The sequence below is a fragment of the Klebsiella sp. CN_Kp091 genome, from assembly GCF_040065095.1.
Lineage (GTDB): Bacteria > Pseudomonadota > Gammaproteobacteria > Enterobacterales > Enterobacteriaceae > Klebsiella > Klebsiella aerogenes.
Map to the genome: position 1 here is coordinate 123,355 of NZ_JBEAIO010000011.1, position 22,165 is coordinate 145,519.

Annotated in this window: 18 protein-coding genes; 17 read left to right on the forward strand and 1 reads right to left on the reverse strand. The window is 54.3% G+C overall.

Annotated features, from left to right (window positions below):
- The first annotated feature begins 386 nt into the window (after positions 1-386).
- From ABLV17_RS11325 to nhaR, 14 genes are all read left to right on the forward strand, one after another.
- Positions 387-2,498 (forward strand): glycosyl hydrolase family 18 protein, encoded by a 2,112-nt coding sequence (locus tag ABLV17_RS11325; RefSeq protein WP_308958256.1) that lies wholly within the window; start codon positions 387-389, stop codon positions 2,496-2,498.
- 90 nt (positions 2,499-2,588) lie between these two features.
- Positions 2,589-5,672 (forward strand): chitinase, encoded by a 3,084-nt coding sequence (locus tag ABLV17_RS11330; protein WP_308958257.1) that lies wholly within the window; start codon positions 2,589-2,591, stop codon positions 5,670-5,672.
- 319 nt (positions 5,673-5,991) lie between these two features.
- Positions 5,992-6,684 (forward strand): winged helix-turn-helix transcriptional regulator, encoded by a 693-nt coding sequence (locus ABLV17_RS11335; RefSeq protein ID WP_087858190.1) that lies wholly within the window; start codon positions 5,992-5,994, stop codon positions 6,682-6,684.
- Between the two features lie 316 nt (positions 6,685-7,000).
- Entirely contained in the window at positions 7,001-7,543 is a 543-nt protein-coding gene (locus tag ABLV17_RS11340) for a fimbrial protein BcfA (protein ID WP_087858189.1), read from the forward strand.
- 71 nt (positions 7,544-7,614) lie between these two features.
- Positions 7,615-8,301: a fimbria/pilus periplasmic chaperone gene (locus ABLV17_RS11345; RefSeq protein ID WP_183269095.1), complete on the forward strand. Its 687-nt coding sequence runs from the start codon at positions 7,615-7,617 to the stop codon at positions 8,299-8,301.
- Between the two features lie 49 nt (positions 8,302-8,350).
- On the forward strand, positions 8,351-10,912 hold the full coding sequence (locus ABLV17_RS11350; RefSeq protein ID WP_113374578.1) for a fimbrial biogenesis usher protein: 2,562 nt from the start codon (positions 8,351-8,353) through the stop codon (positions 10,910-10,912).
- Positions 10,913-11,920, forward strand: a complete 1,008-nt coding sequence (locus tag ABLV17_RS11355) for a fimbrial protein BcfD (protein WP_348854266.1) — start codon at positions 10,913-10,915, stop codon at positions 11,918-11,920.
- A complete protein-coding gene (locus ABLV17_RS11360; protein WP_113374567.1) occupies positions 11,920-12,456 on the forward strand; it encodes a fimbrial protein BcfE in 537 nt (178 codons plus the stop codon). The genes ABLV17_RS11355 and ABLV17_RS11360 overlap by 1 nt, the downstream gene beginning before the upstream one ends.
- A gap of 10 nt (positions 12,457-12,466) precedes the next feature.
- Positions 12,467-12,985, forward strand: a complete 519-nt coding sequence (locus tag ABLV17_RS11365; protein WP_087858280.1) for a fimbrial protein BcfF — start codon at positions 12,467-12,469, stop codon at positions 12,983-12,985.
- Positions 12,978-13,679 (forward strand): pili/flagellar-assembly chaperone, encoded by a 702-nt coding sequence (locus ABLV17_RS11370; RefSeq protein WP_087858185.1) that lies wholly within the window; start codon positions 12,978-12,980, stop codon positions 13,677-13,679. Before ABLV17_RS11365 ends, ABLV17_RS11370 begins: the two co-directional genes overlap by 8 nt.
- Positions 13,680-13,734: 55 nt before the next feature.
- Positions 13,735-14,574, forward strand: a complete 840-nt coding sequence (locus ABLV17_RS11375) for a DsbA family protein (protein WP_271031578.1) — start codon at positions 13,735-13,737, stop codon at positions 14,572-14,574.
- 60 nt (positions 14,575-14,634) lie between these two features.
- Entirely contained in the window at positions 14,635-14,925 is a 291-nt protein-coding gene (locus ABLV17_RS11380; protein ID WP_087858183.1) for a hypothetical protein, read from the forward strand.
- A 121-nt stretch (positions 14,926-15,046) separates the two neighbouring features.
- A complete protein-coding gene (nhaA, locus tag ABLV17_RS11385; protein ID WP_087858182.1) occupies positions 15,047-16,222 on the forward strand; it encodes a Na+/H+ antiporter NhaA in 1,176 nt (391 codons plus the stop codon).
- Between the two features lie 50 nt (positions 16,223-16,272).
- On the forward strand, positions 16,273-17,172 hold the full coding sequence (gene nhaR, locus ABLV17_RS11390; protein ID WP_045395806.1) for a transcriptional activator NhaR: 900 nt from the start codon (positions 16,273-16,275) through the stop codon (positions 17,170-17,172).
- 72 nt (positions 17,173-17,244) lie between these two features.
- Here the strand turns inward: nhaR and rpsT are convergent, their stop codons facing one another.
- The gene (rpsT, locus tag ABLV17_RS11395; RefSeq protein ID WP_001518655.1) at positions 17,245-17,508 is read right to left on the reverse strand and encodes a 30S ribosomal protein S20; all 264 of its coding nucleotides are present in this window, start codon (positions 17,506-17,508) and stop codon (positions 17,245-17,247) included.
- A gap of 330 nt (positions 17,509-17,838) precedes the next feature.
- On the opposite strand from rpsT, the gene ribF reads away from it, so the two are divergent.
- Genes ribF through lspA form a run of 3 tightly spaced genes read left to right on the forward strand, consistent with a single transcriptional unit; the run spans position 17,839 to position 22,136 of the window.
- Positions 17,839-18,777, forward strand: a complete 939-nt coding sequence (gene ribF, locus ABLV17_RS11400) for a bifunctional riboflavin kinase/FAD synthetase (protein ID WP_087858180.1) — start codon at positions 17,839-17,841, stop codon at positions 18,775-18,777.
- A gap of 45 nt (positions 18,778-18,822) precedes the next feature.
- A complete protein-coding gene (gene ileS / locus ABLV17_RS11405) occupies positions 18,823-21,639 on the forward strand; it encodes an isoleucine--tRNA ligase (protein ID WP_047043960.1) in 2,817 nt (938 codons plus the stop codon).
- On the forward strand, positions 21,639-22,136 hold the full coding sequence (gene lspA / locus ABLV17_RS11410; RefSeq protein WP_087858178.1) for a signal peptidase II: 498 nt from the start codon (positions 21,639-21,641) through the stop codon (positions 22,134-22,136). The genes ileS and lspA overlap by 1 nt, the downstream gene beginning before the upstream one ends.
- The last annotated feature ends 29 nt before the right edge of the window (positions 22,137-22,165 follow it).

The following is a 22,165-nucleotide window of genomic DNA, read 5'->3' on the forward strand; positions in this document are numbered from 1 at the left end:
TCTTCCTTTAGATTTGCACATCCTGATTGTCGTCGATGAATATATTGCACAAGAAATGGCTTAATCCATTTTTTGTCATCGGTTTTATTGTAGTGTTGTTTGTTGGGGAGACCTCTGTCACATAATCTCATGTAAGTTAAATGACAATTAATTACTACCTAAATTATATTTAATATGCTGTTTGTTTTTTATCCTTCAGGTGGGTTTGATGGCCTCTCTGACCCGATGATGTCGTGCTGATGTTCCTCATTGAGGTCTCAGTGAAATAATTATTTGGCGTTGATTAATTGCTGATGCTTTGTGATTAGCCAATTTTTCATGAGTCATGGATTATTGGTCTCGCAGAACGAACTGCGATAATTTTTAAACTTAAAAGGAAATTTAAAATGGCTACCAGCAAACTGATTAAAGGCGATACTCTTACCGAAACCAGCAACGCCGCTGATGGTTTTAATCCAGCAACTGAAGTTAGCAACTATAGCTATACTTCAGCGCGTGTCGCAAAGCCGGTCTATAACAAATATAAAGCAGCAACCACGAAGCCGAAGGTATTTGGCTATTATACCGACTGGTCTCAGTATGATGGTCGTCTGGAAGGGGATGACTCTAAAGATAACCGCGGTCGCGGCTATGACCTGACCAATATCTCACCGACCGCTTACGATAAAATTATTGTCGGCTTCGTTGGCGTGACTGGTTTCCATAAAATTGATGGCCAGTATCGCGACGTGGTGGCCGAAGGCGCTGAGAAGTGCGGCAAAGTCAAATATGAACCAACCTTCCTGGATCCGTGGGGTGACTTCCAGTCCTACATTAACGTTGGTCACAGCGTCAGCGGCTGGGATGTCGATCCGAAAACCGTAACCCAGGAGAATACCAAAGGCCTGCTCGGCGGCCTGCGTGACCTGCAGGCGAAAGCCAAACAGCAGGGCCACAACCTGGTGCTGTCCATGAGCATCGGCGGCTGGACCATGAGTAACGGCTTCCATGAAACCGCGGCATCTGATTCCGCACGTAAAACCTTCGCTAAAGGCGTGGTGAAGCTGTTCAAACAGTTCCCGATGTTCAGCGAAGTGGATATCGACTGGGAATACCCGAATGCCGAAGGCGCGGGCAACCCTTGCGGCCCGGAAGATGGCGAAAACTACGCCCTGCTGATTGGCGAACTGCGTAAGCAGCTGGATTCCGCCAACCTGAGCAACGTGAAAATCTCCATTGCCAGCTCCGCGGTGGTGAAGACTTTCGATTATTCCAACGTCAAAGCGCTGATTAAAGCTGGCCTGTACGGCATCAACCTGATGACCTATGACTTCTTCGGCACCCCGTGGGCGGAAACCGTTGCTCATCACACTAACCTGAAGGCGCTGGAAGAGGGCGGCTGGGGTGTAAACACTATTGTGGAACATCTGCTGTCTGAAGGTTTCCCGGCCGAAAATATCAACATTGGTTATGCCGGCTATACCCGTAACGGCCGTAACGTTGAGCTGGAGTCGCTGTCTCCGCTGAAAGGTACCTATAACCCGGGTAACGGGGATACCACGGGTACTTTCGAGTCCGGCACTAATGAATGGTATGACGTGATCTACAACTACCTGGATCTGGAAAACCAGAAGGGCCGTAACGGCTTCAACGTTTATACCGATCAGGTTGCTGACGCTGACTATCTCTACAACCCGGAATCCAAACTGTTTATGTCGCTGGATACGCCGCGCACCGTGAAAGCCAAAGGCGAATACGCGGCGAAGCTGGGTCTGGGCGGCATGTTCACCTGGACTATCGACCAGGACAACGGCGTGTTGGTCAATGCGGCGCGTGAAGGGCTGGGTTATGAAATTGAGTCAGAAACTATCGATATGGACCCGTTCTACTTCGACGGCATCAACGTTGAAAAAGATGAATCTGCTGAAGACGATAAGAAAACGGACGTCAACCATGCGCCGAAAGCGGCTATTGAGCTGCTGGTAGTGGGCGGTTCTACCGTTCAGCTGTCCGGCGCCGGTTCTTCCGATGAAGATAAAGACGAGTTGACCTTTAGCTGGGGCGTACCGTCTGAAATTAACGTCGCGGATAAAACGGCGGAAGTGATTGAGTTCGTCGTGCCTGAGGTAAGTGCGAAGACGGCGTTCCAGTTCACTCTTTTCGTACGTGACTGCTACAACGAACCTTCAACTCAACAGCGTTTTGTACTGACTGTGGTTCCGGCTGCTGCCCAGGTTGAACCAACACCGGCTGATGAAGAAGATGAAACCGACGTGATTCCGGTTCCCGACGAGGATACCAAACCGGCTGAAGATGACTCCTCTTCCGATGAGGCGGCTGAGCATGATGCTCCATATGCGCTGTGGGATGCTAACGCTGTTTATGGCGCAATCTGGGGTACCTTCGAAATTGTTAGCTGGAATGGTCACAACTACCAGGTGAAATGGTGGTCCCAGGGCGAACAGCCTGACCTGAACTGCGGTCAGAGCGGCACATGGACTGACTTAGGCGCCTACTAATACATCTCTCTTTTAATGGCGTATTGGGCTCTATAGCAAAGCCCCGGTTTACCGGGGCTTTTTTCCACCAGGGAATGAGGAATCGAGTTGATGACCGTTGTAATTAAAAATAGCCAGATTGATGTGAATAGTTGGTACCAGAAAGTCACGTTAACCTTCACAAACGAAAGTAATCGAACTGTTGATCTGAACCAGGCGGCGATTAGCTTTACCGCTTCCGGACATCCGGATCCGTGGGGGAATACGGGAGGCACGCTGAAAGGGGATCGTTCATTAACGTTGCGTGACACCGCCCAGGGAACCCTGGAATTCAATGAAATCATTATAAACAACAGCAGCGAGCTGCTACTGCTGGCTGGGGAAAGCGGTACTCTATTCTTTAGCCTGGCGGCCACCCAGGTACCGGTAAAATTATCTACCTTCGCTCTGACTCTGGCGGCTTCCGATAGCGATGACGCCGCTGATGAGCTTGAACCAGTCCCTGAAGCGCCCGCCGATGATTCAGCTGATGAGCTTGAACCAGTCCCTGAAGCGCCCGCCGATGATTCAGCTGATGAGGCTGAACCAGAATCTGAAACGCCTGCGGATGATTCAGCTGATGAGGTTGAACCAGAACCTGAAACGCCCGCCGCCGACGCGATTACCGGTACAGGACTGACCCTGGTTTCCGGAGAGGTGAACGCGTCCAGCTGGTATCAACGCATGGCCCTGACGTTGACGAATCAGTATTCGCAGTCTGTCGATATTAATCAGCTGAAATTAGGCTTCACCGCGACAGCGCATCCCGATCCGTACAGCCCATTTAGCGGTACCATGCTGGGTAACCAGGCGGTAACGCTGGCCAGCGACGGTGGCTGGCCGACAGAAAAAAATACCATCACCATCAATAACGACGGCGAGTATCTGTTGGCTGCTGGCAAATCGGCGGTACTGGAGTTTTATCTTTCGGCCACACAAACGCCCGTCGTGCTGAATGACCTGACGGCGACGCTGGCGCATGACCCGGGACGCCAGGGACAAATTATTGTTCAATTCCCGGCGCAGGCGCAGAGCACCTCGCTGAAGCCGGAAATTGAGCTGCGGTACTCTGATGGCCGTCAGCAGCGCTTCGCCGGGGAATGGGGCGCGACGCTAACCATCGGCGATCTGAGCGCCGGCAGCTACGGTATTACGGTACTGGAACTGTGTAACGACGAGATGAGAATTTCGCCCGTGACAGAAAGCTATACGCTGGAACTTGCTTCAGGTAACGCCGTTGAGCGCTGTCAGATTGCTTATCAGCCAGCGGTGACCTTTGCCGCGATCGAGTTGCTGCTGGCGGACGATGAACTGGAAGGCGCGGAAGTCGTTGTTGAGCTATGGTCGGAGGCGGGCGTGTGCGAAAGAACACTGACGCTGATGGCGAATCAACCGCAGCGCGTTACCCAGCTCCTGGCGAATCATCAATATGCTATCTGCCTGCAGCCGACGACCATGAACAACCAGTTGCTCACGACCGCAGCGCAGCCTGCAACCATTGTGCCGAAGGTCGGCATGACGATGCAGGTGAACGTAGCATTACAAAAAACGCCCGTTGCGAGCGATGCCTTTGTTGAGGTCGCGGTAACGGTCTTAGGCTTACCACAGGGGACGGCCGCGCAGCGCTATCGTTTCTGCTGCGGCGGCTATCAGTATAGTTTCGTGCTGGAAAGCGATACTCGTCAGCAGAAGCTGCCGCTGCGTTTATCTGCCGGGGAATATAGCGTACAGGTAGCGGATGTATATATCGCCGGTACGCCTTGGCGTTGCGACATCAGCGCGCCATTGCGTTTACTACAAAGCGTCAATAACGTCGCGCTTGAGTTTATCCAGGGCGTTCCGCTGCAGGTAAAAGGCTGGCCGAATTATCTGGCGCACGGCGGCGTGACGGTGAATGCGGCAGAGACGACCGATCTGTATCGCAATGTGCCTTGCAGCGCGCTGTTTAAATACGATGGTTTTGATGGCGGCGGCGATCCGATTCCGGCGGCGGAAGTGGACAGCAATGGCGATGGTTTCCTGGATTATGCTTCGCTACCGATCCACAAAACCGTGCCGCTGGTTCGCGAGATAGAAGCCGAAGCGGGTCGCGCGGTGATGCCGGTGATGGTGGTCTATACCGCCAATGCCAGCGGCGGCAGTGCGGTATCGGATCTGCAGGATGAGCAGCGTTTACGCAACCACTTTGGTAACTTCATTACCCAGTGTCTGGCGGCACAATCCTGGAAAGATGACCAGCATCTGGTTCCGGCAACCTTCGTCCTGAATCCGGACTTCCTGGGCGCTATGCAGCAGGAGCCTTATGGCTATACCGCGTTGCGTAAAGCCAATAGCGTGCAGGTGAATGTACAACTGGCGGCGGCGATCAATGCGCTCCCTGCGATTCCAGGTTTCAGCGCGCCGACGCTGCCGACCTTCAGCAACGATTTGTATGGCTACGTACAGGCGATTAACTATATCGTTCGCCAGTTCGCGCCTGATATCGCTTTTGGCTGGCAGACCAACGTTTGGGCGACGGGCACGGCAGATTGGCTGCTGCGCGCCAACGCCGCACCGCGTGAACAAGGGGCGGCGATTGCTGAATTCATTAATGAACTGGGTGTATACAGCGGCGATTATGCGCCAGACTTTATCGCATTTGATAAATTCGAACGCGACTGCTTCAGCCCGGATGCCCTGGCCCACTACGGCTGGAACGCCAGCTGCTGGTTTAACTATCTGGGCATGGTGAAGGAGGCCGCCAGAGCGTTGCAAAAACCGGCGATGCTGTGGCAGATACCCGGCGGCCATATGCCGACGGTTGCGGAAGGGACCAGTAAAATCGCTGCGGCGCATTTTGCATCCGGCGGTACGTTCTTCATGGGGGACTCGCGGATTGGCAGCGATATCAACGCCATTACCCCGGCGCTGTTAAATACCGCGGTGAACAGCACGACGTATGGTGTTGCGACGGTGGGAGATTTTCTGCGCCAGGATGAGGGATACGATTGGAGCCAGATGCAGGCGCTAAATCTGCCGGACTATAACGTTTTTGCCGTGCTGTGGGGCGGCGGTTCGACGGTCAGTATCACCACTATTCATTCCAACGGTGAAGATGGCGGTTGGCTGGCGGAGAAAATGGCGGAGTACTACGCGGCCCCGCGATATTTTAGTTAATTGATCTTTATTTCATGTAGCGTAAAGGCGGTGATTCAGTGGAGGTACTATTCTGGATCGCCGCCTTTTCTCTTTCTTGTTATATCATAAGAAATAATTTCATTTGTTATAGTGTGTAATGTTAAAAATGCTTAATAATATTTTGAGATCTTTGTTGGTTATTTGTTTGAGGATTATCTTATTTGATTAATGATTGATTATTTGTGCTTTCATTATACATTTATTCTATATTTAGTATTTATTTATTATTAATTGCAGGCTAACTAATGTGCGTATATCTTTATTTCTCATATGATTATGGATTTTTAATGAAGATATAATGAAATTAAATGGTTTCGAAAATGATAATGAGAATGCCTTGCACTCATATATTTTCTCCCAGCAGGCTAAACCTCATGCGGCGATTGATGCTTTATTTTCTGCACTCTTGCCCTTCGGCAAACCTTTCGTCGTGCAACCGGGTGAAGAGTTTTCGCTGTATACGAAACAAAGTAGCCGCATTGTGTTGCTGGAGTCCGGTATCTTCTCAATTTGCCGCAGCGACAGAGGGCTGAATGTGTTGTCGGTTTTTGCCCCGTCAATCGCAGGACTGATTGATAGCTACGGTCTGACTTACGATGTTCCCACTCGCCCGGAACATTTTTTGATTGCGGAAACAGAATGCTGTGGTCGCGCGGTTTCGCTAGCGGATTTTATTAAGGTGACGGACGAATGCAATCTTTGGCACGATGTGGCTCGTTTTCTCGCCTATCGTCTGATGGTGATGAACGTTCGCGATCGGGAACTGGTTGGCGTTGACTCTTATCTCAAGGTTCGTGCGTTATTAATCGAAATTGCCGCCTACAGCGACGAATATCGCCAGAGCATTAATGTCCTGAATTTTATTCAACGACGAACCGGAATATCACGAAGCCGTACCATGAAGTTACTTTCTGAATTGAGGAAGGGCGGTTATATCAATATAGATGGTGGGCGTTTGTTAGGGGTTAAGAAACTACCGTTGGCTTACTAATTGCCGCTTTAAATAACAAAGCAAATAAATTATTTACTGCAAAAACATGTAGTTAAGATGAGTCCTATAAAAACAGCCATTGTAGATTGCAACTCCCTGGCCAATTTATAATAATTAAATAACGGCAGAAATTTACTTCCCATTAGCGCTTATAAATCAGTGCAGGGCTTGCTATTCATTGAATATAGTATTTCTGTACGCTACAACTTTTAACGTTTTTTGCGCCCGGTACCAGCAAGAGATCTCTGTGAAGAGGGCTCGGTACTAAAATTCGTTATTAATTCTATTTTCGACTTGTGTATTTAAAAGGTTATTTATGAAAAAACATCTTTTAGCGATGGCAATAACCGCCATGGCGGCGGGCGGTATGACCTGCGCAGCTAATGCGGATACTTCGACGGTTTCCGGCGGTACGGTGAATTTTACGGGGCAGGTTGTGAATGCTGCATGCTCCGTTTCTGCTGACTCTATCGATCAGACCGTAATCCTGAGCCAGGTTCGCACCAGCAAACTGACGGCATCTGGAATGGTTGCCAATCAGAAAGAAGATTTCTCAATCAAACTGGAGGACTGCGACACCACGGTCAGCCAGAACGCGGCGGTTATTTTTAATGGTCAGCAGGACAGTACGCTCGCGGGTTCGCTGGCGAATACCGCTGGCGCGGGTGCGGCGACTAACGTTGCGCTGCAGTTATACGGCCCGGATGGACAGGTTCTGAATATCGGCGATACCTCCGGCACCATCACCCTGATTGATGGCGAAAACACCGTACCGCTGAGCGTGGATTATGTCGCTACCGGCGCGGCCACTGCAGGTAACGTTGCGGCGACCGCGACCTTCAGCATGGTCTATTCCTGATTGGTATCCGCATCTCCTCCGTTGCTGGCAGCGGAGGGATGTATTTCATCTCCTCCCTGGTTATCAAAAGAATGAGTACGCGAATTACCCCGATTTTATTTTCGTTATTGCTGCTGGCGGCGCTGGGAATGACTCAGTTGGCTCATGCTGGCGGTATCGCGCTGGGTTCGACCCGGGTTATTTATCCGCAGGGTGATAAGCAGGTCTCTCTGCCGGTAATTAACTCATCCAGCAATAATGTATTTTTAATTCAGTCGTGGGTGTCGAACGCCGATGGCGGCAGAAGCGCCGATTTTGTCGTGACGCCGCCGCTGTTCGTCATTCAGCCGGGAAAAGAAAACCTGCTGCGTATTATGTACGTTGGCCCTTCGTTGCCGGAAGATCGCGAAAGCGTGTTTTATCTCAACAGCAAAGCCATTCCCTCGGTTAATAAAAGCAAGTTGGCGGCGAATTCGCTGCAAATCGCCACGCAAAGCGTTATTAAACTGTTTATTCGCCCTAAACATTTGCCCATTGCCTCGGTAGACGCGCCGGCGATGTTACGCTGTCAGCGTGCCGGCGAGCGTCTGAGCATCGCCAATCCTTCACCGTATTATGTTTCGCTGGTTGATATTCATGTTGGCGGGCAGAAATTGGCCAATGCGATGGTGCCGCCGAAAAGCGAGATAACCTTGCACGGCGGGGCAGGACAGGTGACTTTCCAGTCGATTAACGATTTCGGCGCCACAACGCCGCAGCAAACCTGTCTGAGCCAGTAAGATTGTGTTGAAACTCGATGTCGCCGCTCGCCAGTTGACGGTGGGTAGACTGCCTGCGCTTATCAGCCTGGCTCTAATCTCGGCAAATGCGTTTATGCTGCCGCGCGGCTGGGCCGAAAACTATTTTAACCCTGCCTTTTTATCTGACGATCCGTCGAAAATCGCTGACCTTTCGCATTTTGAGGGTAACGGTCAGGCGCCGGGGGTTTATCGGGTCGATGTCTACCTTAATGGCGCATTATTGACGACGCGCGATATCGCTTTTCGCGCCAACAATCAGGCCGCCGATGGCTCAGGTCTGCGCGCCTGCGTAACGCCTGAAATGCTCAACGGCATGAACGTGAATCTCAGCGCCTTTCCACCGCTGGCGAAGGCCAGTGCCGGCGACTGCGTCGATCTTGCGGCGGCTATCCCGGCAGCCTCTACCGCTTTTGACTTTAGTCAGCAGCGGCTAAATATCAGCATTCCGCAGGCGGCGCTGAACAACCAGGCTCGGGGCTATATTCCGCCACAAAACTGGGATGAAGGTATTAATGCATTGTTGCTCAACTATACGTTTACCGGCGCGAATAGCCGGGACCGTAGCGCTGGCGGCACCAATAGCGACAACGACTTCCTCGGCCTCAATAGCGGATTAAATCTCGGCGCCTGGCGTTTGCGTGATTACTCGACATGGAACTACAACAGCGATAATCAGCAACATAAAAGCGACTGGCAGCACATCAGTACCTATGTGGAGCGTGATGTGGCGGCGCTAAAAGGCGAATTGACGGCGGGCGATAGTTATACCCCTTCTGGCGTTTTCGATAGCCTGCCGTTTCGTGGGCTCCAGCTGGCGTCTGATGACAATATGCTACCGGACAGCATGAAAGGCTTCGCGCCGACTATCCACGGCATCGCCAAAAGCAATGCCCAGGTGACGATTCGCCAGAACGGCTACACCATCGACCAGCGCTATGTATCGCCTGGCGCCTTCACCATTGACGACCTCTATCCGACCTCCTCCAGCGGCGATCTCAACGTTGAGATCAAGGAGTCCGACGGCAGCGTCTCCAGCTATAGCGTGCCCTATGCCGCCGTACCGGTTCTGCAACGCGAGGGGCGGGTGAAATATGCCGCCACCGCGGCGAGCTATCGCGGCGATAGCAGCCAGAAGCGGGAGATGAGTTTCGGCCAGGCGACCCTGATGTGGGGGTTGCCGCACGGCTTTACGCTGTACGGCGGAACGCAGTTTTCCTCCGATTACCGTGCGCTGGCGCTGGGAACTGGAGCTAACTTCGGTGACTGGGGGGCGATTTCCGTCGATCTTACGCAAGCCTACAGTACGCTGGCGGATGACAGCGAACACCAGGGGCAATCGCTGCGCTTTTTATATGCTAAATCGTTAAACGACCTGGGCACCCATTTTCAACTGTTGGGCTATCGCTACTCGACCTCTGGTTTTTATACGCTCGATGATACCGCGTGGAAGCAGATGTCCGGCAATAGCGGCCAGCAGGAGGATGACAGCGATCGCGATGTCGGCGATGACTACAACCTGTATTACACCAAACGCGGCAAGGTACAGATCAACCTCTCTCAGCAGTTCGGTCATTTTGGCTCACTGTACGTCACCGGTAGCCAACAGAGCTATTGGCACACCGATGAAACCAATAAATTACTGCAAATTGGCTACAGCGACACGCTGGCCGGGGTCTCGTGGAGCCTGTCATATAGCAGCAGCCGCGCCCCCGGCGAGGAGGAACGCGATCGGACGCTGGCGCTCAATATCTCACTACCGCTCAGCCAGTGGCTTAGCCACGGCGACGACATTACCCAACGGCGTCATAACGTTTATGCGACGTTCTCCACCAGTAGCGACGGGCACGGCGGCGTGACGCAGAATAGCGGTATCAGCGGCACGTTGTTGGATCAAAACAACCTGAGCTACAGCGTGCAGCAGGGCTATCAGAATCAGGGGGTTGGTGCGAGCGGCTCCGCCAGCCTCGAATACGACGGGGCAAAGGGCAATCTGAATGTCGGATACAACAACAGCAATCATGGCGATTATCGGCAACTGAACTATGGCCTCAGCGGCGGCATGGTCGCGCATGCCCATGGTCTCACCCTCAGCCAGCCGTTGGGCGATACCAATGTCCTTATCGCCGTGCCGGGGGCTGGCGACGTCAATATTGAAGATCAGCCGGGGATCCACACCGATGGCCGCGGCTACGCGGTGGTGCCGTACGCCACTACTTACCGCCAGAACCGCATGGCGTTGGACGTTAATTCGCTAAAAGAAGATGTCGATATTGATGATGCGGTGATCAATGTGGTTCCCACCCAAGGAGCAATGGTGCTGGCGAACTTTACCGCACGGGTCGGCGAGCGCGCGCTGTTGACGCTAAACCATGACGGAAAACCGCTACCGTTCGGCGCCACGGTCTCTATTGCAGGCGTGGCTGAAGAAGGCATCGTTGGCGACGACGGCGAAGTATATCTCTCCGGTCTTAGCCCGCAGGGCACGCTGAAAGCGCAGTGGGGGCCACGGCCAGGCCAACAATGCCTCACCCATTATCATCTCCCTGACGTGAGCCAACCGCTGGCGCGTCAGCATCTGGAATGTCGCTAAATGAAGCTTGTCTCTTTTCTTTTTCTGTTAATGGGGTTGTTGCTGGCACGCGGTGGTCTGGCGGCCGTTTGCCAGAATACCAATGGCTCGCCTGCGACGGTCGATTATGACCTGACGACGACGCTGACGGCGGCGCAAAATCAGGCCGGTTCGACCACGCAGCTCAGCAAAAACCAGGATGTAAACGTACAGGCGATTTGTCCCGCCGGTTCTTCGGATTCCGGGCGGACGTATCGTTCGTATGTCGCTTCTTCATCGATAGTGGAAACCAACGGCGACTGGAAATATATGCAGCTGGATGGCACCTATCTTGAAGGGGCGATGCGCATCGAAGACTCGGCGGCCGGGGTGTTTTATCCTCCAATGGATTATGTCTATATGGGCTATGATGCCAACGTTAACAATGGCTCACCGTTTCCGGTACATGATTCAAATCTGGTTTTTCAACTTAAGGTTGTGAAGCCATTTATTGGCACGGTAAATATCGAGCCGAAGACCATGTTTAACGTCTATGTCACCACCACCGGGAACGATCCGCTGAGTACCGTGGTATACAGCATTGTCTACAGCGGCAGCGTGACCGTGCCGCAAAGCTGCGAGATTAATGCCGGGCAAACTATCCTCGTTGATTTTGGCTCGCTGTACAGCGGCGGTTTCAATCGCGCCGGAGAAAAACCAACCGGCGTCCGCAATAAAAGATTCACCGTGCCGGTGAAGTGCAGTGGGGTGGATTCACAGGTTAACCTGAGCCTGCGGCTGATAGCCACCGCCGATAGTCACTTAAGCCAGGCTATCGCCACCGATAATCCTGATGTTGGCGTGGTGGTCGAAAGCAGCGATGGCACGGTATTAACGCCCAATGACGCCAGCAGCGTCGAGCCTTTTACTACCGATCAAAGCGGACAGGCGACCCTTTCCTTGCAAGCGTATCCGGTCAGCACCACCGGCCAGACGCCGGCGGAAGGCGCTTTTACCGCGCTGGCTAACTTACGGGTGGATTTCGATTAATGCGCCTGTTTCAGTACTTCATCTTACTTATCCTGCTGTGCGGTAACGGCTGCTACGCCGACGATAGCGGTTACAACCTGGAATTTACCGGCACGATTGTCGCGCAAACCTGCGATGTCGAAATTTCCAGCCTTAGCCAGAGTATCGATTTAGGTCAGTTCTCGGTGGCAGATTTTCCCTCCACCGGTACGACGACGAAGTTTAAACCGTTCAACATCAACCTGAAGAACTGCTCGCGCGGCATTACCGGCAGCAAAATCTGGTTTACCGGCACTGCCGACAGCGACAATCCGGCGCTGCTGGCGCTGAGCGACACCGGGATGGGTAGCGAAAAAATGCTGGCAGGCGGCGTTGGCGTGGAGATCCTTGATGAGGATCAGGATGCCGTCAGCATCAATAACACCAGCTCGGTGGTCTATCCGCTGAAAACGGGCCGCAACACCTTATCGTTTTATATTCGCTACAAATCTACTCGGCCAACCGTGACCTCCGGAAATGCGACGGCGGTGATGTATTTCGATCTGCAATATGAATAGGCGCGCGGCAATGATCAAACCACTGTTTTTCTGCTGTGGATTCCTTCTGGCGGTGAACGGCGCGCTGGCCCATGACGGTAGGGTCTATGTGACGGGCACGATTACCGACAACACCTGCACGCTGTCGCCGGATTCCGAGAATATTCAGGTCGATATGGGAACCGTCAGCAACCGCCAGTTTTATCAAGCGGGGGCCGGCGCGGAGTGGCAGCCATTTTCGATCACCCTACAAAATTGCGGCAGCACCGCCAGCGGCGTGACGGTGAGCTTTAGCGGTACCAGCGACTCGCAAAGCGGCGATCTTTTCGCTTTGGATAGCGGGGCGAACGCGGCCTCCGGTATCGGGATTGCGTTATACGACAAGAACAAACAACAGGTAGCGCCGGGGGCGCAAAGCGATGTGCTTGCGCTAACCGCGGGCGCCGCGTCCGAACGTTTACAGTTTTATGCCCGCTATGTGGCTGATGGCGCTCCGGTGGCGCCGGGTGTAGCCGATGCTTCCGCGACTTTTGTGCTGAGTTATGAATAGACGACTTTTCTGCTGGTTTTGGCTCTGGCTGTTGCCCTTTGGGATAGGCCATGCGGGCGTGGTGATTGGCGGCACGCGTTTTATTTATCACGCTGAGCGGACGACGCTGAGCGTTCCGCTGCGCAACACCTCGGAGAGTGACTGGCTGGTGGACAGCCACGTGCTGAGCGGTGGACGCTGGCCAGGCGCCGATGATTTGTCGACCCGTAAAACACCATTCGTGGTCACGCCGCCGCTCTTCTTATTACGCGCAGGGCAGGAGAACACGCTGCGCGTCGCGTGGAGCGGCGAGGCGCTGGCGCAGGATCGTGAAAGTTTGTTCACCCTGAGTATTGCCGCTATTCCATCGGGAAAAACCGGCGCCAATAGCGTGCAGATGGCTTTTCGCTCGGCGTTAAAGCTGATTTATCGGCCTGCAGGGCTAACCGGCGATCCGCAGCAGGCTTATCGCCAACTGGCCTGGAACTTAACGGCGGATGGGCTGACGGTACGCAATGCTGGACCCTACTACATCACCCTCTTTTCCACCCGCGTCAACGGTAAGCCTATAGACGCCGCGGGGGTGGTCGCGCCGTTTTCTACCCGCCGTACATCGTGGTGTCGGCAGGCGAAAAGCTGCGCCGTGCGCTGGCAAAGCCTCAACGATGCCGGGGGCGTAATGCCGGCGGTCACGGTAACGGCGCAACGGCGATGACGATTTTACTCTGCCCCTGCGGGCATCCCCTGAACTTAATAATGAGAACTCAATAATGCGCAAACTTTCCTGTAAATCGGCGGTGTGTATGGCGGTTGGCGGCGTCATCTCTTTTTCCGCGTTGGCCGTGGATACACAACCCGTTGCCAGCGATATTGGACCGGCCGCGGAAGCCTATATCGCCAGCCATCCGGATAAAGTCGGCGAAGCGGTGGCGACGTATCTGGTGGATCATCCGGAATTCCTTATCGCCGCCAGCGAAACGCTACATCAGCGTCAGCAGGTGGCCCAGAAGCAGGCTTATGCGCAGCTGGCGCTGCAGTATCGCTCTGAGTTGCTGAGCGATAGCTCTCCCTCTGTTGGCCCGGCGGATGCTAAAGCGGCGGTGGTGATGTTTTTTGACTACCAGTGTTCCTGGTGCAGCAAGATGTCGCCCGTGGTGGAAGAGCTGGTGAAATCGAATCCTGATACGCGTTTTATCTTTAAAGAGTTTCCTATCTTTTCATCCCGCTGGCCGGTGTCAGGTTTGGCGGCGAGGATCGGCGAACAGGTGTGGTTGAACGATGGCGGCGCGAAGTATTTGGCCTGGCATAATGCCCTGTACGCCACCGGCAAAGTGGAGGGGCGGCTAAGCGAGAAGGAGGTTTACGCGCTGGCGTCGCATTATCTCACCCAGCCGCAAATGACGGCGGTAAAAACCGCCCAGCAGAGCGGGGCGGTGCATGACGCGCTGCTAAGTAATCAGGCGCTGGCTCAACATATGAATTTTTCCGGGACTCCGGCTTTTGTGGTGATGCCACAGGCTACCGCCCCGGATGCCGGGCGTATCTCGGTCGTGCCGGGCAGTACGTCGCAGGATGCGTTGCAGATGGCGATTCAGAAAGCTAAAGGTTAAGTCTCAGCGACCGGGGCGCGGACCCCGGTTACCTGCTTCCTCCGAACGAGGGTTTCGCGTATGCAGTCCAGGCACAGATGGTTAGTGTTGGCGGCCGTTCCACTGTTCGCCATCGGCGGCGTTCAGGCGCACTCTGCCGGTAATATCCAATTTTTTGGCAATGTTGTTACTGAAAGCTGCTGGAACGAAACGGAAAGTAGCGAGATTTTGTGCCAGCGCGCCGATCGTATCGAACGCCATGTGATCGTGGAAAATATCACGACATCGCTGGCCTCGGCTTACGCAACGGTAGAGAAAAGCTATCTCGATGCTGACAAGCAGCTCACCCTGCTACGGGTGGTCTATGATTAATGAGAGGATAAGATAGCTCGGAAAAAATGAGTGTAATGGCAATTTAAATCTGATTTTTTCGATGTGTTGTCGGCTGTATCATACTTTTATCGAGTTATTGACCAACAAGGTGAGAGTAAAAGTGAAACATCTGCAACGATTTTTCAGTAGCGATGCTTCCGGGGGCATTATCTTAATCTGCGCCGCCGCGCTGGCGATGATTATGGCCAATAGCGGCGTCACCAGTGGTCTGTATCATGCCTTTTTGGAGACGCCGGTGCAGCTGCGCGTTGGCGCGCTGGAAATTAACAAAAACATGCTGTTGTGGATCAACGATGCGCTAATGGCGGTGTTTTTCCTGTTAATTGGCCTGGAAGTGAAGCGTGAGATGATCCAGGGGGCGCTTGCCAGCCGCCGTCAGGCGGTGTTCCCGGTGGTCGCCGCGATTGGTGGCATGGTGGTGCCGGCGCTTATCTATTTAGCTTTCAATGCCCAGGATCCCGTTGCGCGGGAAGGGTGGGCGATCCCGGCGGCGACTGATATCGCCTTTGCGCTTGGCGTTTTGGCGCTATTAGGCAACCGTGTACCAACAGCGCTGAAAATTTTCCTGATGGCGCTGGCTATCATTGATGACCTCGGGGCGATCGTGATTATCGCGCTCTTTTATACCAACGATCTGTCGGTGCTATCGCTGGCGGTCGCCGCTGGCGCGATTGTGGTACTGGCGGCGCTCAATCTCAGCGGCGTACGGCGCACCGGTATCTATATCCTGGTTGGCGCGGTGCTATGGACGGCGGTACTGAAATCCGGCGTACATGCGACCCTGGCGGGGGTTATCGTCGGTTTTATGATTCCTTTGAAGGAGCAGAATGGCAAATCGCCGGCGAAACAGCTTGAGCATGTGCTGCATCCGTGGGTCGCGTTTCTTATCCTACCGCTGTTTGCTTTTGCCAATGCCGGGGTTTCGCTGCAGGGCGTTACCTTCGCGGGGCTGACCTCGCTGCTGCCGCTTGGGATCATTGCCGGACTGTTTATCGGTAAGCCGCTCGGAATTAGCCTGTTCTGCTGGCTGGCGCTGAAGTTTAAGTGGGCCTCGCTGCCGCCTGGAACCCGCTTCCCGCAGATTATGGCGGTCGGCGTACTGTGCGGAATCGGCTTCACCATGTCGATTTTCATCGCCACGCTCGCTTTTAGCAGCGTGGATCCCGGATTGATCAACTGGGCTAAGCTGGGCATTCTGATAGGGTCTATCCTGTCTGCCGTCATCGGCTACATGATTCTGCGTAAGCGCGTAACGGATCTTACTCACAGCGTGTAACTTCATCGGGAGGGCCTGTGGGCCCTTCCGGACATATCAGGGAGGGATGTATGTCACACATCAATTACAACCATCTGTACTATTTCTGGCACGTCTACCGTGAGGGCTCGGTCGTCGGCGCCGCCGAGGCGCTCTATTTGACGCCGCAGACGATCACCGGGCAGATAAAAGCGCTGGAAGAGCGCTTACAGGGGAAGCTCTTTAAACGCAAAGGACGCGGCCTGGAACCCAGCGAGCTGGGAGAGTTGGTGTTTCGCTACGCGGATCGCATGTTCACCCTGAGCCAGGAGATGCTCGATATCGTCAACTACCGCAAAGAGTCGAACCTGCTATTTGATGTCGGCGTCGCCGACGCGCTTTCCAAGCGATTAGTGAGCGGCGTTCTGGATGCGGCGGTAGTAGAAGATGAGCAAATTCACCTGCGCTGCTTTGAATCCACCCACGAGATGCTGCTGGAGCAACTGAGCCAGCATAAGCTGGATATGATTATCTCGGATTGCCCGATTGACTCGACCCAGCAAGAGGGGCTGTTTTCGGTGAAAATCGGCGAGTGCGGGGTGAGCTTCTGGTGTATGAATCCGCCGCCGGAAAAAGCGTTTCCCGCCTGTCTTGAGGAGCGTCGCCTGCTCATTCCCGGTCGCCGTTCAATGCTCGGGCGCAAGCTGCTGAACTGGTTTAATTCGCAGGGGCTGCAGGTGGAAATTCTCGGCGAGTTCGACGATGCGGCGCTTATGAAAGCCTTCGGCGCGGCGCATAATGCCATTTTTGTGGCGCCAACCCTCTATGCTCACGATTTCTATGCCGATGAGTCGATTGTCGAAATTGGCCGCATGGAGAACGTCATGGAGGAGTATCACGCTATTTTTGCCGAGCGAATGATTCAGCATCCAGCGGTACAGCGTATCTGCAATCGCGATTATTCATCGCTGTTTGCGCAACCGCAAAGTTAAGTATCGGCAAACAACAGACATAAAAAAACCCGCTTTCGCGGGTTTCTTTAACAAAGTTCAGCAAGCGGGCGATTAAGCCAGTTTGTTGATCTGTGCAGTCAGGTTTGCTTTATGACGCGCAGCTTTGTTTTTGTGGATCAGACCTTTAGCAGCCTGACGGTCCACGATTGGTTGCATTTCGTTAAATGCTTTCAGTGCAGCAGCTTTGTCGCCAGCTTCGATAGCTGCGTATACTTTCTTGATGAAAGTACGCATCATAGAGCGACGGCTTGCGTTGTGCTTGCGAGCCTTTTCAGACTGAACGGCGCGCTTCTTAGCTGATTTGATATTAGCCAAGGTCCAACTCCCAAATGTGTTCTATATGGACAATTCAAAGGCCGAGGAATATGCCCGTTTAGCCTTCTTTTGTCAATGGATTTGTGCAAATAAGCGCCGTTTAAGATAACGAGGCTTCATTACGTAGTGATGGCGCAAGATTCTACCAGCTTGTTGTAGTCGAATACAGTCTTTCCACCATAAAAATCGACGGCCGCGTATAGTTTTTCCTGCATTCTTACGCTGAGTGAATGAATTAGCAGGATCTTTCGTAATCGAGGTGCAATCGCTGGTTAACGTCGCCTGTTGTACAAGGTATACTCGGACGATTTTCACTGTTTTGAGCCAGACATGAAGCTGATACGCGGCATACATAATCTCAGTCAGGCCCCGCACGGGTGCGTGCTGACCATTGGAAATTTCGACGGCGTGCATCGCGGGCATCAGGCGCTGCTGCAGCGCCTGCGCGCAGAGGGCCGCCGGCTCGGTCTGCCGGTTGTGGTGATGATTTTTGAGCCGCAGCCGCTGGAGCTGTTTGCCGCCGATAAAGCGCCGGCGCGGATCACGCGGCTGCGTGAAAAACTGGGCTATCTGGCGGAAAGCGGCGTCGACTACGTGCTGTGTGTCCGTTTTGACCGGCGTTTCGCAGCGCTGACGGCGCAAGATTTTATTAGCGAGCTGCTGGTGCGCCAGCTGGGCGTACAGTTCCTTGCCGTGGGTGATGATTTCCGCTTTGGCGCTGGTCGTCAGGGGGATTTCTTGTTATTACAGAAGGCCGGGGCGGAGTACGGTTTTGACGTCACCAGCACCCAAACCTTCTGCGAAGGCGGCGTACGTATCAGCAGCACCGCGGTGCGTCAGGCGCTGGCCGATGATGACCTCGCGCAGGCGGAAAACCTGCTGGGGCATCCGTTTACCATTTCTGGCCGCGTCGTGCACGGCGATGAGCTGGGGCGCACCATAGGTTTCCCGACGGCGAACTTACCGCTGCGTCGTCAGGTTTCCCCGGTTAAAGGGGTCTTTGCGGTAGAAGTGGCAGGGCTCGGCGATAAGCCATTACCCGGCGTCGCCAACATTGGCACGCGTCCAACGGTCTCCGGCGTGCGACAGCAGCTGGAAGTTCACCTCCTGGACGTTGTAATGGACCTCTACGGTCGCCATATAGATGTAATACTGCGTAAAAAAATACGTAACGAGCAGCGTTTTGCGTCGCTGGATGAGCTAAAAGCGCAAATCGCACGAGATGAGTTAACGGCCCGCGAGTTCTTTGGGCTCACCAGGCAGGGATAATCCTACTGGTATTTATCAAACCGAAATAACGGAACCGAGAATCTGATGAGTGACTATAAATCCACCCTGAATTTGCCGGAAACAGGGTTCCCGATGCGTGGCGATCTCGCCAAACGCGAACCGGGAATGCTGGCGCGTTGGACCGATGATGACCTGTACGGCATCATCCGTGCGGCGAAAAAAGGCAAAAAAACCTTCATTCTGCATGATGGCCCTCCTTATGCGAATGGCAGCATTCATATTGGTCACTCGGTTAACAAGATTCTGAAAGACATTATCGTTAAGTCCAAAGGACTGACGGGCTTTGACTCGCCGTACGTTCCGGGTTGGGACTGCCACGGTTTGCCGATCGAACTGAAAGTCGAGCAACAATACGGTAAGCCGGGTGAGAAATTCACCGCTGCAGAATTCCGCGCCAAGTGCCGTGAATATGCCGCCGAGCAGATCGACGGCCAGCGTAAAGACTTTATCCGCCTGGGCGTACTGGGCGACTGGTCACGTCCGTACCTGACCATGGACTTCAAAACTGAAGCCAATATCATCCGCGCGCTGGGTAAAATCATCGGCAACGGTCACCTGCATAAAGGCGCTAAGCCGGTGCACTGGTGCGTGGACTGCCGTTCCGCGCTGGCGGAAGCGGAAGTTGAGTATTATGACAAAACGTCTCCGTCTATCGATGTGGCGTTCCACGCGGTAGATAAAGCCGCGGTACTGGCCAAATTCGGCGTAGCCGACGTCACTGGCCCGGTTTCGCTGGTTATCTGGACCACGACGCCGTGGACCCTGCCGGCTAACCGCGCCATCTCTCTGTCGCCTGAGTTCGACTATGCGCTGGTGCAGGTTGACGGCCAGGCGCTGATCCTGGCGAAAGACCTGGTGGAAAGCGTGATGCAGCGCATTGGCGTGGCGGATTACACCATCCTGGCGGCGGTGCAGGGTTCCGAGCTTGAACTGATGCGCTTTAAGCATCCGTTCCTCGATTTTGACGTGCCGGCTATCCTTGGCGACCACGTGACGCTGGACGCGGGTACCGGTGCGGTGCATACCGCCGGCGGCCACGGTCCGGACGACTACACGATCAGCCAGAAATACGGTCTGGAAATCGCCAACCCGGTTGGCCCGGACGGCTCTTACCTGCCAGGTACTTATCCGTCTCTGGACGGTATTAACGTCTTCAAAGCCAACGACATCATCGTTGAGATGCTGCGCGATAGCGGCGCGCTGCTGCACGTGGAAAAAATGCAGCACAGCTATCCGTGCTGCTGGCGCCACAAATCGCCGATCATCTTCCGCGCTACCCCGCAGTGGTTCGTCAGCATGGATCAGAAAGGCCTGCGTGCCCAGTCTCTGAAAGAGATCAAAGGCGTGCAGTGGATCCCGGACTGGGGCCAGGCGCGTATCGAATCGATGGTGGCCAACCGTCCTGACTGGTGTATCTCCCGTCAGCGTACCTGGGGCGTGCCGATGTCGCTGTTCGTGCATAAAGAAACCCACGAGCTGCACCCGCGTACCCTCGAACTGATGGAAGAAGTGGCGAAACGCGTTGAAGTTGACGGCATCCAGGCGTGGTGGGATCTCGATTCCCGCGACATCCTTGGCGATGACGCTGACAGCTACGAAAAAGTGCCGGATACCCTCGACGTGTGGTTTGACTCCGGGTCTACCCACTCTTCTGTGGTTGATGTGCGTCCGGAATTCGCCGGTCACGCCGCGGACATGTATCTGGAAGGCTCCGACCAGCATCGCGGCTGGTTTATGTCCTCGCTGATGATTTCCACGGCGATGAAAGGCAAAGCGCCATATCGTCAGGTACTGACCCACGGCTTCACCGTCGACGGCCAGGGCCGCAAAATGTCCAAGTCTATCGGTAACACCGTTAGCCCGCAGGACGTGATGAACAAACTGGGCGCCGATATTCTGCGCCTGTGGGTGGCTTCCACCGACTATACCGGCGAAATGGCGGTCTCCGATGAGATCCTCAAACGCGCCGCGGACAGCTATCGTCGTATCCGTAATACCGCCCGCTTCCTGCTGGCGAACCTTAACGGTTTCGATCCGGCAAAAGATATGGTTAAACCGGAAGAGATGGTCGTTCTGGACCGCTGGGCGGTCGGCTGCGCGCAGGCGGCTCAGGAAGATATTCTCAAAGCCTACGAATCCTACGACTTCCACGAAGTGGTGCAGCGCCTGATGCGCTTCTGCTCCATCGAAATGGGCTCGTTCTATCTCGACATCATCAAAGACCGCCAGTACACCGCGAAAGCGGACAGCGTGGCGCGTCGCAGCTGCCAGACCGCGTTGTTCCACATCGTGGAAGCGCTGGTGCGCTGGATGGCGCCGATCATGTCCTTCACCGCGGACGAAATCTGGGGCTATCTGCCGGGTGAGCGTGAAAAATACGTCTTCACCGGCGAGTGGTATGAAGGCCTGTTCGGCCTGGCCGACGACGAAGCGATGAACGACGGTTTCTGGGATGAACTGCTGAAAGTGCGCGGCGAAGTCAACAAGGTGATCGAACAGGCGCGTGCGGATAAGAAAGTCGGCGGTTCTCTGGAAGCGGCGGTTACGCTGTATGCCGATGCCGAACTGGCGGCCAAGCTCAACGCGCTGGGCGAAGAATTACGATTTGTCCTGTTGACCTCCGGCGCTAACGTTGCCGATTATGCACAGGCGCCGGCTGATGCCTGGCAGAGCGATCTGCTGAAAGGGCTGAAAGTAGTCCTGAGCAAAGCCGAGGGCGAGAAGTGCCCACGCTGCTGGCATTACACCAGCGATGTCGGCAAGGTAGCGGAACACGCGGAAATCTGCGGTCGCTGTGTCAGTAACGTCGCCGGTGACGGCGAGCAACGTAAATTCGCCTGATGAGTAAATCGATCTGTTCAACGGGGCTACGCTGGCTGTGGGTCGTCGTAGCCGTGCTGATTATCGATCTGGGCAGCAAATTCCTGATCCTCCAGAACTTCGCTCTGGGGGAGACGGTTTCGCTGTTCCCGTCGCTTAATCTGCATTATGCGCGCAACTACGGCGCGGCCTTTAGCTTCCTCGCCGACAGCGGCGGCTGGCAGCGCTGGTTCTTCGCCGGGATTGCCGTCGGCATCTGCGTGGTGCTGGCGGTGCTGATGTACCGTTCGAAGGCGACGCAAAAGCTGAACAATATTGCCTACGCGCTGATTATTGGCGGCGCGCTGGGTAACCTGTTCGATCGTCTGTGGCACGGCTTTGTCGTCGATATGATCGACTTCTACGTCGGCGACTGGCATTTCGCCACCTTCAACCTTGCCGATAGCGCTATCTGCATCGGCGCGGCGCTGATCGTGCTGGAAGGCTTCTTGCCATCCAGCGATAAAAAAGCATCATAAAAAATTGCCGGATAAGACGCTAAAGCGTC

What these genes read in the sequence shown, in the direction of transcription:
- ABLV17_RS11325 (WP_308958256.1), top strand. Translation starts at nt 387, where the DNA reads ATGGCTACCAGCAAACTGATTAAAGGCGATACTCTTACCGAAACCAGC.
- ABLV17_RS11355 (WP_348854266.1), top strand. Translation starts at nt 10,913, where the DNA reads ATGAAGCTTGTCTCTTTTCTTTTTCTGTTAATGGGGTTGTTGCTGGCA.
- ABLV17_RS11370 (WP_087858185.1), top strand. Translation starts at nt 12,978, where the DNA reads ATGAATAGACGACTTTTCTGCTGGTTTTGGCTCTGGCTGTTGCCCTTT.
- ABLV17_RS11340 (WP_087858189.1), top strand. Translation starts at nt 7,001, where the DNA reads ATGAAAAAACATCTTTTAGCGATGGCAATAACCGCCATGGCGGCGGGC.
- ABLV17_RS11360 (WP_113374567.1), top strand. Translation starts at nt 11,920, where the DNA reads ATGCGCCTGTTTCAGTACTTCATCTTACTTATCCTGCTGTGCGGTAAC.
- ribF (WP_087858180.1), top strand. Translation starts at nt 17,839, where the DNA reads ATGAAGCTGATACGCGGCATACATAATCTCAGTCAGGCCCCGCACGGG.
- ABLV17_RS11380 (WP_087858183.1), top strand. Translation starts at nt 14,635, where the DNA reads ATGCAGTCCAGGCACAGATGGTTAGTGTTGGCGGCCGTTCCACTGTTC.
- ileS (WP_047043960.1), top strand. Translation starts at nt 18,823, where the DNA reads ATGAGTGACTATAAATCCACCCTGAATTTGCCGGAAACAGGGTTCCCG.
- ABLV17_RS11375 (WP_271031578.1), top strand. Translation starts at nt 13,735, where the DNA reads ATGCGCAAACTTTCCTGTAAATCGGCGGTGTGTATGGCGGTTGGCGGC.
- ABLV17_RS11335 (WP_087858190.1), top strand. Translation starts at nt 5,992, where the DNA reads ATGAAATTAAATGGTTTCGAAAATGATAATGAGAATGCCTTGCACTCA.
- ABLV17_RS11330 (WP_308958257.1), top strand. Translation starts at nt 2,589, where the DNA reads ATGACCGTTGTAATTAAAAATAGCCAGATTGATGTGAATAGTTGGTAC.
- ABLV17_RS11365 (WP_087858280.1), top strand. Translation starts at nt 12,467, where the DNA reads ATGATCAAACCACTGTTTTTCTGCTGTGGATTCCTTCTGGCGGTGAAC.
- lspA (WP_087858178.1), top strand. Translation starts at nt 21,639, where the DNA reads ATGAGTAAATCGATCTGTTCAACGGGGCTACGCTGGCTGTGGGTCGTC.
- nhaR (WP_045395806.1), top strand. Translation starts at nt 16,273, where the DNA reads ATGTCACACATCAATTACAACCATCTGTACTATTTCTGGCACGTCTAC.
- ABLV17_RS11345 (WP_183269095.1), top strand. Translation starts at nt 7,615, where the DNA reads ATGAGTACGCGAATTACCCCGATTTTATTTTCGTTATTGCTGCTGGCG.